The sequence below is a fragment of the Pseudidiomarina mangrovi genome (genome assembly GCF_003999375.1).
GTDB lineage: Bacteria > Pseudomonadota > Gammaproteobacteria > Enterobacterales > Alteromonadaceae > Pseudidiomarina > Pseudidiomarina mangrovi.
In genome coordinates, this window is sequence record NZ_RJLC01000010.1 from 68,055 (window position 1) to 81,100 (window position 13,046).

The following is a 13,046-nucleotide window of genomic DNA, read 5'->3' on the forward strand; positions in this document are numbered from 1 at the left end:
ATTCCTCTTTGTACGTTTTTTTCATACGTATAAAAATATAATAACTCTACTTATAAGAGGAAGTGTCCATGAAATCGGTTCAATCCTTACTGGCTGCGGCACCCCGCAAGCGCTTGCTGGCGGTGGCTATTGCCTCGTCGTTAGCAGCGACAGGTGCAATGGCTCAGCAATTCAAGGTTGACTCCAACGCAGCTGTTGAGCCTGTGCTTAACCAACGCGTTGTTGAGAAACAGCCGCGTTCGCGTTTGCAATTAGCAACGCCAACCTACTACATCATCCAGCTTGAAGCGCCATCGGCGGTTATGTACCACGGCGGTATGCAAGGATTGCGTGGCACTTCCACTCAAGCAACTGGTACGGAAAAGTTTGTCGCGCAGAGTGCTGATGTCAGCAATTACCAAAATTTCTTGATGGCTGAGCAGAGCAAAGTTGCGAGCCAAATTCAAAGCAAATTCCCGAACGCTAAAATTGAGCGCCAACTGAACTTAACTATGAACGGTTTGATCATCTCAGTGATGGACGACACCGATATCAAAGCTCAGTTAGCTGCAATTCCTGGCGTTAAGCGGGTGTTTGACAACGAAATTCACACTGTCGATATGGATGCTTCACTCGATTTAATTGAAGCACCTGCGGTGTGGGAACAGTTAGGTGGCCGTGCTGCGGCTGGCGCTGGCGTTAAGCTAGCGGTAGTTGATACCGGTATCAACGAAGAACACCCAATGTTCCAATCAAGCGGTGCGTCGCCGATTGCTGGGCAGTTCGATGACTACTGTACGGTTACCGACCCAACCTTCTGTAACGACAAAATCATTTTGGCGCGTTCATACATGACTGAGTCGTTTTTAGCTGGCGCTGCAGCCGGCGAAACCTTGGGGCCAAAAGACTTTAACGGTCACGGTAGCCACGTAGCGGGTACCGCAGTAGGTAAAGTGATCACCACTGAAATTGGTGGTATTGCCACCACGCTTTCAGGCGTAGCACCAGGTGCTGGCTTGATGTCTTACAAAGCCTGTTATGAAACCTCCACTGGCCAGGGTTCATGCCCTACGGTGATGACCATTGCTGCACTTGAAGATGCTTTATCGGACGGCGCTGACGTGATCAACAACTCATGGGGCGGCGGTGCTGGTTCAGCGCCTGAAAACAGCGCCCATAAGTCAGTCATCGAAGCCTTAAATGAAGCGGGCGTACTGGTGGTATTCTCTGCTGGTAACAGCGGCCCAGGCGCACAAACTATTGGTTGCCCGTCGTGTGTTGAAGATACCTTAACGGTAGCCAACACCCGCACCGGTCGAGTGTTTGAAGGCTCAGTGGTAACTGGCGGCGAAACCTTTGTGTCTTATGAAGGTAGCAATACCACCATTACCGCCCCGTTAGAGTTTGAATTAACGGCAGCAGTGGTGGCTGACCCGAATAACGCCTTGGCTTGTGATCCGTTTGCTCCAGGTACCTTTAATGGTGAAGCGGTATTTACTGAGCGCGGTGCTTGTGCGTTCACGGTAAAAGCCAACAATATCGCTGATGCTGGCGGTGCTGCTATGATCTTAGCGAATAACACCTCCGGCGTAATCATTATGAGTATGGATGCAGCCACTATTCCGGGTGTATCTATTTCGCAAGCAGATGGCGCTACCTTGTTAGCGAACTGGACTGCCGGTGACATGGTTACCTTGAATCCTGAGCAAGCCAAAGTGTACCCAGAGAATGTCGACGTATTGGCCAACTCAAGTTCACGTGGCCCGAACGGCAACCCAAGCTTTATGAAGCCGGAAATTGCCGCACCAGGTACGGATATCTTGTCTGCGTCACCAGAAGGCAGCGCGTTACGCTTGCTCTCCGGTACCTCAATGGCTGGCCCACATGTAGCGGGTGCAGCAGCGTTGATGAAGCAGATCTACGGGCTTGATTCTGATCAATTGAAATCAATCTTGATGACCTCAACCGTAGGCGGCGTTAGAAAACAAGATGGCACCACCCCAGCTGATGCATTTGATGTGGGTGCAGGTCGCTTAGACGTCACTCGCGCTGCTAATGTAGCGGTGACTGTTGATAAACCATCGATGACCAACAATGCCTGTTCAATTGGCTGTAGTTTTGATCGTGTGATCACCGATATCAGTGGCGAAGCGACTGATTGGTCTGTGGCGGTTACCTTTACTGACAGCGATATCAGCGCGACCGCTAACGTTGCTGCAGTTTCTGTGCCAGCGAATGGCTCAGTCACGCTGAGCGTTGATGTTGACAGCCGTTGGGCATCAGAAGCATGGAAGTTTGGTCAAGTGAAACTGACCTCTGCTGATGGCTATTCAGATGTGGTCATTCCAATCGTTATCATGCCGAAACGTTCGGACGATGTGTCAGTCGTTTCAGTGGCTAACGTCGGTGGTACTGGTACTGCTGCTGGTGACTTAGTGATGAGTGCTAAAGCGGCATTAGGTAGCACCGGTGAAGATGTCACCCTGACTATCGATGTGCCTGTGGGTGCGGTGTTTGATGAAGAATCGATTGTGGTTGATGCCGTTCTGGCGACTGAAGTAAGCCGTGAACTATCAGCCGATGGTCGTACCTTCACCTTAGTCAGCACGCAAACCGATGATCCAAACATTGCTACCTTAGAAGATACCACTGCAACTTTCCCGTTCACTGGTTTCTCGCTGTTCGCAAACAACTTAGGCAGCTCTCTGTGTACCACGGGTTGTGATGAGCAAGTGTATACCTTTGACTTGGGTGCTAACGGTATTATCGTTGATGGCCGTATGGTCCGGTACATCACCCTGGGTATGAATGGTTTGAACGCCATTGACCAGCAGGCGGGTGCGTTTGGTACTACTTTTGCCAATTCAGCCATCCCAACTGCAGCAGTACCTAACGGCTTGTTCGCACCAATGTGGACCGACCTAGAGTTACAACCAGCCAACAACGCGTTGATCCGTTATGCGGCGCTGACCGATGGTGCGGGTAACCCTTGGTTTGTATGGGAGTGGGTAAACGCCAATGTGTACGACGACACCTCTGGTGAACTCTATACCTTCTCGATTTGGTATAAGCGTAACAGTGACGAAATCTACTACAACTATATCGATATGGGTGCTGCACCTGAGTTCGCGACAGTTGGCGTAGAAAGTGCTGATGGTACCTTTGGTCTGCAATCGTTCTATGACGGTGAAGGTACCTTCCCAACTTCAGGCACTTCGGTACGTGCGTACACCTTGACTGGTGATAAAGCTGAAGTGAATGTTGAGTACACCTTAGATGTACCATTCCTAGCTGAAGCTGCGGATGTGAACTTGACGGTGCTGAAGAACAATCCAGTGACTACTGACCAAACCGCGTTAGTTGAAAGCGCTGGTTTTGAGTTCCTGAACTTAGTCACGGTAACTTCAGCAGATGAAGAGTACTCAGCGATCAACCCAATCACCATTGAGCCAACTGGCGCAGTATCGGTGGTGGTGGTGAGCCAGCCAGCTAATGGTACGGCCTCAGTATCAGGTAACGTGATTACCTATACCCCAGTGGCTGGTTTTGATGGTAGCGATTCGTTCACCTATCAAATCGTTGATGAAGCCGGTGCTACCTCAACGGTTGCTACGGCAAACGTCACCGTAACCAACCGCGCTCCAGTAGCTCGGATCACTGGTCCAACCGCACTGGTTGCGCCGGGTGCGACTATTACCCTCAGTGGTACTACGTCTACTGACCCAGATGGTGATAGCTTGACGTACACCTGGACGCGCTTAAGTGGCCCAGCGATTGTGTTGTCAACACCAACTGCGGGCACTACTGGCTTCACGGTTCCTGACGATGCCGCTGGTTCGTCATTCCGTATCCAGTTGACGGTATCTGACGGTACTACAACTAACAGCACGACCTACACGGTCAGTGTTGAAGAAGAGTCATCATCAGGTAGCTTCGCCTTCTGGTTAGCCTTGCTAGCACTGCCGATGGCATTATTACGTCGCCGTCGGGTGATGTAATTTGCTCCCATGACTTACTATGAGTCTGGGTAAAAAAATAAAACCCGTGGTTTGCGCCACGGGTTTTTTTTCAAGGAGATGAACCAACATGATAGCGAATAAATTTATTTATACCCTGCTGGCAAGCGCCATACTGGTGGCGTGTAGCCAAGCGGAACCAGAGCAACAGCAAGGTTCTCAGCAAGGCTCTCAGCAAGAGTCTCAGCAAAAATCTGTGCTGACCGAATTAGAGCAAGCGCTCAATCAAGACACGCAACAGTTGCCACAGCAATGGCACGACTTTGAGCGTGACGCCGCAGCAGTTGCGGAATTATTCGACGATGGCAGCGCCACTATGGCACAGCATGCCGAAGCACTGCGGTTGCTGAATTTAGAACTACGCGGTTACGTTGGTGTGCCTTATGCCAGTAATTTGAGCTACTGCCGCATGGCGGAAGTCGGCGCTCGGCCTTGCGGCGGGCCTGATTATTATCTGCCCTTTTCCGCTGCGGAGAGTGACGAGAAGGTGGTGATGGCCATGGCGCAGCGCTACAGCGATCTGAAGCGTCAGTTTAATCAGCAGCATCAACAAATGGGAACCTGCGAGGTGATATCAAAACCCATGCTGACGTGGGCCGGTGGCCAGTGTATTGCCTTGCCAACCGCCACGGAATAATTGCGGCAGCGGCCTTAGCCGCGCCGTTGTTGTAAGTGTTTCAGTAGTGCTTTGAGTGCTGCTGGTTTCACCGGTTTTGGTAAAAAGTGCAAGTTGTTGTCACGCGCCTGTTGGCGCAGTTGGTCATCACGCATGGCGGTGACGAGGGCACCCCCTAAACTATCGCCCCAATGCCGCCGTAGCGCGCTTGCTAGGCTTAAGCCGTCATAGTCGTCATCACCGAGCTGATAATCCAGTAGCAGTGCATCTGGGCGCTCATGGCTGGCTGCATAGGCCAGGGCAGTAGTGCTGCTGGTGAAAGTTTCGACCTGACAGCCCCATTTTTCCAGTAAAGCCCGCAACGCTGATAAATTTTCTTGGTCGTCGTCGACGCAGACAATACTGAGTTGCTCGGTGGGTGTGCCGACATCAGTGACTTCTTGGCGCTCGTAAACTTGCGCCGCGTTACCTAAGGGTATGGTCACCGAGAAGCAGCAACCGCGACCTTCTTCGCTGACTAGCTTGAGTTCACAACGTAGTTGCTCGCTCATGCGTTTAGCCACCGACAAGCCTAAACCAACGCCTTCGGTGCGGGTATTTTGGCCCCGGTAAAAGGCGTCAAAAATGCGATGCCGTTGTTGGCTGGTAATGCCTGGGCCGGTATCCCACACAGCAATCACTAATTGCTCGCCACGACGGCGCACACCGAGTAACACCTTGCCGTGATCACGATTGTACTTCACCGCGTTGCTCAAAAAATTCTGCACAATACGGCGCAGGTAAGTGGGGTCGGTATAGACCACCGCATCAATGATATGCGCTTTGAGTTGAATACCGCGTTGCTCTGCCAACATGGCGTATTCGTGCAGTAACGGTTGCAACACCGAGCGCAGACGCACGTGGCGGAAGGTCGGCTGTAACGCGCCTTGATCCATTTTAGCGATTTGCAACAGCGTTGATAACAGGTGCTCGGTGGACGCCAAGGCGGTATCCAGCTTACTCAGGAGTTGCTGGTTGGCGCTGCCGATTTGGTTATCGTCCACCGCCGATAAATACAGCCGGGCGGCATTCAGCGGCTGTAAGATATCGTGACTAGCCAGCGCCAAAAAGCGGGTTTTTGAGGCATTGGCTTCATCGGCAACTTGCTTGGCTTGTTTCAGTTCCACCTCAACTTTGCGGCGCCGCTCGATTTCCTCAGTTAGCTCGTTATTAATTTCACGAATTTTGCGCTGCCGCACATTGATGCGTTGTTCCAGGTCAATATTAGCGTCTTGCAGGGCCTGTTGGGTTTCCACGTGTTCGGTAATATCGGTGAAACTGGTGACGAAGCCCCCATTGGGTAGCGGGTTGCCAACCATTTCAATCACGCGGCCGTCACCACGGCGACGAATAAAGCGGTGCGGTGAACCCATCTGCATGTAGTTCAGGCGCTTATTAACCAGTTCGTCGACTTCACCGGGGCCACATTCACCCCGTTCGGCGTTGTAACGAATTAAGGTCGCAATGGGTTGACCCGGTTTGACCATACCCTCAGGGTAATCAAACAGGTCTAAATAGCGTTTATTCCACGCCACTAAGCGCAGCTCAGCATCGACCACCGAGATGCCTTGGGCGAGGTTCTCTAACGAGCTAAAGAGAATTTGTTGCTGAGTTTGTAGCGCCTGCGTAGTGTCATCAAAAAAGTGCACCACCTCTTCTAAATGCAAACGGCGGTCGCGCAGTGCCGCCTCTATTAATGAACGCGCGGTAGCCGCCCCCAGTACCCCGGCGAGGGTGCGTTCGACATAGTCAATCAGCGCTCGCGAGGCGACATCTTCCTTATTGGCATAGTTGACCTGACTGCCGCCTTTTGATTCAGCAAAGAACGCTAGCAATTGCTGCGCGCGGTCGTCGCCGACAAAAGTGCGCAGTAATAGCAGCATATCGCCATGGGTTGCTTGATGGTGCCGACCCACAGTGTGTTCGGTGAGGGTACTGCGTGGTTTGACAAAGGCGGTGGCTTGAATGCGGTCGACCAAACGCGGTTGCGCCATCAATGAGAACAGCACATAACCGCCCAGGTTGCAGAGCAAGCTTACCACCGTGCCGCGGGTAATAATGCTGGTATCGCTGAGCTCATGAGGCAGGTACATGGGAATTGCCACGGCGAATAACCATGCCAGTAAGCCCACCCCTAAGCCAACGTAAACACCACGAGCATGGCCTTTGCGCCAGTACAAACCGCCAATCATAGCGGGTAGTAACTGCAGTACCACTGAGAATGCCAATAGCCCAATGCTGACCAAACCGGTATTGGCGGCCCACAAGTAATAGCAGGCATAGGCCAGTAGCAAGATCACCGCAATGGCAACGCGGCGTATCAGCAGCAGCTTGCCTTGAAAGCTGCGTATCTCGGTATGCTGACCGAGCCCGGCGGCGCTGGCTAACGGGCTGGTAAACGGGAAGCGACGACGGCGCTGTAAAATCAGCGGCATGATGACATCGTTAGTGATCATGGTGCTGAGGGTTACCGAGGCGATAATGACCATTGCTGTTGCCGCGGAAAAGCCACCAATAAAAATAAATAGCGCCAGTGCGGTTTGGCCATGTAGCAGCGGTAGTTCGAGGGCAAAGGTATCGCCGCCAATACTATCGCCAAAGAATAGTTGACCGGTCAGGGCAATCGGCACAATGGCGGCAGCAGTGATGATTAAATACAGCGGAAAACCCCAGCGCGCGGTTTTAAGGTGATTGACATCAACGTTATCCACCACTGCCACGTGAAACTGCCGTGGCAAACATAAGATCACCCCAGCAGCCATAAAGGTTTGCACAATAAAATCAAATTCGCTAAAGGCCGCCCATGACCAGGCTGGGCTGGTTGGCGTTGCGAGCCGATCAAACAAGCTCACCGGCGACACCTCGCTAAATAATGACCAGGCGAATATCGCTGCAGCGACGAGAGCCACCAGTTTCACCGCTGATTCAAAAGCAATAGCGAGGATCATGCCGTTACGATATTCGGTCACTTCAATATGACGAGTACCGAATAGCATGGCGAATACCGCCATGATCGCAGCAGCCATCAGTTCATTAATGGAGAACTCGGTAAAGGCGCTGACTTCTTCGGTCAGCACCACAAAGGTTAAGCCAACCGCTTTAAGCTGTAGAGCGATATACGGAATGGTAGCGAGCGCCGCAATCAAGGTGACAAATAGTGCCAGCCGTTGGCGCTTGCCATAACGGCTGGCAATAAAGTCGGCAATGGAGGTGATATTTTGTTGCTTGGATACGCTGACCAATTTCTCCACCAGCGATAAGCCAAATACAAACAGCAAAATCGGCCCAAGCAGTATGGGAATGTAAGCCCAACCGCCGCTGGCGGCGTTGCCGACCGCACCGTAATAAGTCCAGCTAGTGCAGTAAATAGCCAGTGACATACTGTACACCAGCGGTTTATAACTGACCCGGTTGGCCACCGAGTTGGGCCGGTCACCCCAATGCGCCACGCCAAATAATAGCGCGATGTAAGCCAGCGAAACCGCAATTACAATCAGTGTCATCCGAACCGCCTTTTACCTGCCTACGACCAAAGTCCAATTTCTGTATTGCATAATGCCGACTAGATTCGTACCTGACAACAAAAGTAATCGTCACATACTAATAATCAGAACAACTGGAGGATGTATGGCTTTTAAAAGCGGGGACCTCGCAAAAGCCTACTGGCGTGACAACCTAAGCCTAGTACTCAAACTACTGGCAGTTTGGTTTCTCGTGTCATACGGCTTTGGCATTTTATTGGTCGATGTACTCAACCAATTCACTTTCTTTGGCTTTAAGTTGGGTTTTTGGTTTGCTCAACAAGGCTCAATTCTCACCTTTATTGTGTTGATCTTCGTCTATGTGAATCGCATGGCGGCGCTCGATAACAAATACGACGTTCACGAAGAATAAGGGGCCGAGCCATGGATATTAAAACGCTTACGTTTATTATCGTCGGTCTGACTTTCGCGCTGTATATTGCTATTGCGATTTGGTCACGAGCCGGCTCTACCTCAGATTTCTATGTCGCCAGTGGTGGTGTGCATCCAGTGCTTAACGGTATGGCCACAGCGGCCGACTGGATGTCTGCGGCGTCGTTTATTTCAATGGCCGGGATCATTGCCTTCGCCGGCTATGATGGCTCGGTTTACCTGATGGGTTGGACCGGTGGCTACGTGCTGTTAGCACTCTGTTTAGCACCGTACTTACGCAAATTTGGTAAGTTTACTGTGCCAGACTTCATTGGTGACCGTTACTACTCACAAACTGCCCGCACCATTGCGGTTATCTGCGCTATCTTGATCAGCTTTGTCTATATTGCTGGGCAAATGCGCGGTGTCGGCGTGGTGTTCTCGCGGTTCTTAGAAGTGGATATCTCTACCGGCGTTTACATTGGTGCGGTGATTGTATTCTTCTATACCGTGCTTGGCGGTATGAAGGGCATTACCTACACCCAGGTGGCGCAGTACGTGGTATTGGCGTTCGCCTACTTGGTACCTGCGGTATTTATTTCGTTCTACATGACCGGTCACATTCTGCCGCAAACTGGCTTTGGTGCCACCATTGCCGAAGGTGTGCCAGGTTCTGGCGAATACCTGCTGCAACGCCTCGACGGCCTCTCAGCCGAGCTGGGCTTGGCCACATACACTGAAGGTGCGCGCGCGACTATTGACGTATTTGCCATCACCTTTGCCTTGATGGTCGGTACTGCTGGCTTGCCACACGTGATTGTGCGGTTCTTCACCGTACCAAAAGTATCCGATGCACGCTTGTCTGCCGGTTGGGCCTTAGTGTTCATTTCGGTGGTGTATCTGACCGCTCCGTCTATCGCCGCATTCGCTAAGACCAACCTGATCAACACCATTAATGGTCCTGATCAGCAAGGTGTGGCGTATGAAGCAGCTCCGGGCTGGGTGAAAAACTGGGAAAAAACTGGTTTGCTGAAATGGGAAGATAAAAACCAAGACGGCAACATGTTCTATTCCGGTGATGAGCGCAACGAGATGGTTACCGTAGACCGTGACATCATGGTGTTAGCGAACCCTGAAATTGCCAACTTACCGGCCTGGGTCGTGGCGTTAGTGGCTGCCGGCGGTGTTGCTGCGGCGTTATCCACCTCAGCGGGCTTACTGTTGGTTATTTCGACCTCCATTTCGCACGATTTGCTCAAGCGTACCCTGACGCCGAATATTACCGACCGCCAAGAACTATTCTGGGCGCGGGTGGCTGCGGGTATTGCTATTGCATTGTCTACTTGGTTCGGGATCAATCCACCCGGCTTTGTGGCGCAGGTGGTCGCCTTCGCGTTCGGCTTGGCGGCGGCCAGCTTCTTCCCAGCAATTATCATGGGCATTTTCTACAAGCGCATGAATAGTACTGGGGCTATTGCCGGCATGTTAGTGGGTATCGTATTTACCTTGGGCTACATTATTTTCTTCAAGTTTGTCAGCCCAGAGCTCAATACTCCGGACAACTGGCTGCTGAAGATCTCGCCTGAGGGTATCGGTACTGTGGGTATGTTGCTGAACTTTGTGGTGGCCTATGTGGTGCACAAAGCCACTGGCGACGCTCCACAAGCGACCCAAGACTTAGTCGAGTCCATTCGTTACCCGCGCGGTGCGGGTGGTGCTAGCCACCACTAACCGTGGTATATCTAAAGGGGCAGGCAGTTAAGCTTAACTGCCTGCCCCTTTTTCGTTTAAGGAGCGCCTATGCAGCCAGATTTTGCCGAACTGAAACGGTTTTTGCAGGATTGTCCGCCGTTTGATGAGTTAGACGCTGAGCAACTCGCTAATGTTAGTCGGCAGATGTTGGGCTTTTACCTGAATCAGCACACCATTGACCAGTTATTTGCCCAGCATAGTCCGGCGCTGTATATCGTGCGTTCTGGGGCATTTGATTTGCTGGCGCCAGATGGCCATGTGATTGAGCGCCTCGAACAACATGACTTATTTGGCTATCCATCGCTGCTCAGCGGCCGTGCGGTGATTAATAAGCTGCAGTTAGTCGAAGACGGCATTGTTTATATTGTACCGGCTACGGTATTTAACCAGCTACGGCAACAGCAGCAAGAATTTGAACGCTACTTTATTCGTGCTCATGGTCAGCGGTTGCTCGAAGAACAAGGCGGGCGGGCAGTGGGCCGTCCACAATCAAGCTGGCAAGCTGCCGCCGATAGTTCGTTGCAGCGCACGGTGGCGGAGGTATTGCAGCGGCAGCCGGTGATGTTACCCAGCCATACCTCCATTCGTGCCGCCGCTGAGCGCATGCGCGACGAACGCGTGTCATCGGTGATGATTGTTGATCACGATGCCGTTAAAGAGCCTGCCCCGTATACCTTAGTGGGAATTCTGACCGACCGTGACTTACGCAACCGGGTGGTGGCTCAAGGCTTGAGTAGTGAGCTGCAAGTCAATGCCGTAATGACCCAAGCGCCGGCCGCAGTGTATGGTCGCCAGAGTCTGATGGATGTGCTGGCGGTGATGACCCAGCACAATATTCACCATGTTCCGGTGCTCGATGACAACGAGCAGCCGCTGGGTATGATCACCAATACCGATTTGATGCGACAACAGCGCAGTGAACCAGTGATGCTCATTAGTGCCATGAATAAAGCCGGTGACCTAGCCGAGCTGGTGGCGCAGGCAACAGAAATTCCGGCTTATATGCAGAGCTTCGCGGCGCGAGTCAGCGATACTCCTATGGTTGGCCGACTGTTAGCAACCTTAACCGACGCCATGACCAAGCGCCTCATTCACTTTTATGAGCGCGAGCATGGCGTTGCCCCTGCGGCCTATGGCTGGCTGGCGTTTGGCTCGCAGGGGCGCGAAGATCAAACCTTAAGCTCCGACCAAGATAATGGCTTGCTGCTCAACGATGGTTTGAACGAAGCGCAATTAGCTTGGTTCGCTGGGCTCGGTGAGTATGTTTGTGATGGCTTGCACCAGTGCGGCATTCCGTTGTGCCCGGGCAACATCATGGCCAGTAATGCCGACTGCCGCCGTACCTTAAGTGGTTGGTTGGAACGCTTCAGCCAATGGACCCGTGAGCCGACCCCAAAGGCCTTGATGTATTGCCAGATCTTTTTCGACAGTCGCTTAGTGCACGGGCATAAGCGTTTGTACCAGCAGTATCGGCAGCAGGTCGCCGAACTCGGTCAACAGGATTTCTTCTTAGCCAACTTGGCGCGCTTGCAGGTTAGTGTGCAGGTGCCGTTGGGGCTATTTAATCGCTTTCGTGGCACCGAATCTGGCAAAGATAGCGACTTTATTAATATCAAACGCTACGGCATTGCGCTGATTAATGACATTGTGCGCACCTACGCGCTGCAAGCGGGAATTAGTGCGCCGCAAACCTTGCAACGTATCGAGTTATTAAAAGGGAGTCGATTATTGAATCGTCGCGATGGTCAAGCGCTGCAAGAAGCTTGGCTGTTTCTCACCGAGTTGCGGTTACAGCATCAATTGCAAGTGTGGGGAACTGAACAGCCCAAGAACGCGCTCGATCCAGATAGCCTCGGCACCCTAACGCGGCGGCAACTCAAGTCGGCGTTTCGCATCATCAAGGAATGCCAGCAGGGCATTGGCTTGAAATTCGGACGGGTCGGCTAGTGCTGCGGCAGTGGTGGCAGCGACGGCGCTTGCTGGAGCAATCGTGGCAGCAGCAGCGCTATATAGCCTTGGATTGCGAGACCAGTGGCTTGGATCCAGCACAGGATAAGCTGTTGGCACTGGCTTGGGTGGAACTGCGGCCGCCGCTTATGGATTTTAGCACGACCGCCTATCATGTGTTTGCAACCGCCGATACTGACCTTAAGCAAAGCCCGGTGGTGCATGGCTTAGTACAACGTGATTTTATTGCTCACAGCGATCCAGTTACAGCTTTACAGCAATTGCAGGCGGTACTCGAGGGCGCGGTGCTGGTTTGTCACCACGTGCAATTAGATTGGCAATTTCTGCGCCGTGCTGCCGAGCGTCATCAGGTAAAGCTACAACCTCTGGCTCTGATTGACACCTTGCAACTCGAAGCCAGACGCTTGCGTAACCAGCAACATCACCTGCCGCGCGGCAGTTTAACCTTGGCCCGCTGTCGCCAGCGCTATAACTTGCCCGATTATGCCGCGCATCATGCCTTAAGTGACGCTATTGCCTGTGGAGAGCTATTTCTGGCCCAAGCGTACCGCTTTGCAGGCCGCGCCAATGTTGCAGTTCGCGAATTTGTCACAAAATAATCAATAAAAACGCAAAAAACTTAGTTTTTGCCCCTCGACAAGGTTGCTCAATGGGTTCTTTTTGATTAGTATCGGGGTTGATCGGTTGGCGTTTATGCTGGCTTCGCTGTCATTAGACCCCGATCGGAACGAGCACGAAGACCGTTCACGTGCCAGTTTAAACCTAGTAAGTCACTTAGAAAGT

The 13,046-nt window shown here is 52.2% G+C and carries 7 protein-coding genes; 6 read left to right on the forward strand and 1 reads right to left on the reverse strand.

Annotation, left to right across the window (positions count from 1 at the left end):
- Positions 1–68: 68 nt before the first annotated feature.
- Together EFO84_RS03480 and EFO84_RS03485 are read left to right on the forward strand one after the other, a co-directional pair.
- Positions 69–3,977: a S8 family serine peptidase gene (locus EFO84_RS03480; protein ID WP_127346687.1), complete on the forward strand. Its 3,909-nt coding sequence runs from the start codon at positions 69–71 to the stop codon at positions 3,975–3,977.
- Between the two features lie 88 nt (positions 3,978–4,065).
- A complete protein-coding gene (locus EFO84_RS03485; protein ID WP_127346688.1) occupies positions 4,066–4,632 on the forward strand; it encodes a hypothetical protein in 567 nt (188 codons plus the stop codon).
- A 14-nt stretch (positions 4,633–4,646) separates the two neighbouring features.
- On the opposite strand, the gene EFO84_RS03490 is transcribed toward EFO84_RS03485, so the two are convergent.
- Complete coding sequence (locus tag EFO84_RS03490; protein WP_127346689.1) at positions 4,647–8,153, reverse strand: hybrid sensor histidine kinase/response regulator; 3,507 nt, start codon at positions 8,151–8,153, stop codon at positions 4,647–4,649.
- A 124-nt stretch (positions 8,154–8,277) separates the two neighbouring features.
- On the opposite strand from EFO84_RS03490, the gene EFO84_RS03495 reads away from it, so the two are divergent.
- From EFO84_RS03495 to EFO84_RS03510, 4 genes are all read left to right on the forward strand, one after another.
- Positions 8,278–8,544, forward strand: a complete 267-nt coding sequence (locus EFO84_RS03495; RefSeq protein WP_127346690.1) for a DUF4212 domain-containing protein — start codon at positions 8,278–8,280, stop codon at positions 8,542–8,544.
- A gap of 11 nt (positions 8,545–8,555) precedes the next feature.
- Positions 8,556–10,274: a sodium:solute symporter family protein gene (locus EFO84_RS03500; RefSeq protein ID WP_127346691.1), complete on the forward strand. Its 1,719-nt coding sequence runs from the start codon at positions 8,556–8,558 to the stop codon at positions 10,272–10,274.
- Positions 10,275–10,343: 69 nt separating this feature from the next.
- Positions 10,344–12,242, forward strand: coding sequence for a DUF294 nucleotidyltransferase-like domain-containing protein (locus EFO84_RS03505; protein ID WP_127346692.1), 1,899 nt, complete (start codon positions 10,344–10,346; stop codon positions 12,240–12,242).
- Positions 12,200–12,862: a 3'-5' exonuclease gene (locus EFO84_RS03510; RefSeq protein WP_127346693.1), complete on the forward strand. Its 663-nt coding sequence runs from the start codon at positions 12,200–12,202 to the stop codon at positions 12,860–12,862. The genes EFO84_RS03505 and EFO84_RS03510 overlap by 43 nt, the downstream gene beginning before the upstream one ends.
- Positions 12,863–13,046: the final 184 nt, after the last annotated feature.

Coding starts and splice junctions, on each gene's coding strand:
- EFO84_RS03480 (WP_127346687.1), top strand. CDS start 69: ATGAAATCGGTTCAATCCTTACTGGCTGCGGCACCCCGCAAGCGCTTG.
- EFO84_RS03485 (WP_127346688.1), top strand. CDS start 4,066: ATGATAGCGAATAAATTTATTTATACCCTGCTGGCAAGCGCCATACTG.
- EFO84_RS03490 (WP_127346689.1), bottom strand. CDS start 8,153: ATGACACTGATTGTAATTGCGGTTTCGCTGGCTTACATCGCGCTATTA.
- EFO84_RS03495 (WP_127346690.1), top strand. CDS start 8,278: ATGGCTTTTAAAAGCGGGGACCTCGCAAAAGCCTACTGGCGTGACAAC.
- EFO84_RS03500 (WP_127346691.1), top strand. CDS start 8,556: ATGGATATTAAAACGCTTACGTTTATTATCGTCGGTCTGACTTTCGCG.
- EFO84_RS03505 (WP_127346692.1), top strand. CDS start 10,344: ATGCAGCCAGATTTTGCCGAACTGAAACGGTTTTTGCAGGATTGTCCG.
- EFO84_RS03510 (WP_127346693.1), top strand. CDS start 12,200: ATGCCAGCAGGGCATTGGCTTGAAATTCGGACGGGTCGGCTAGTGCTG.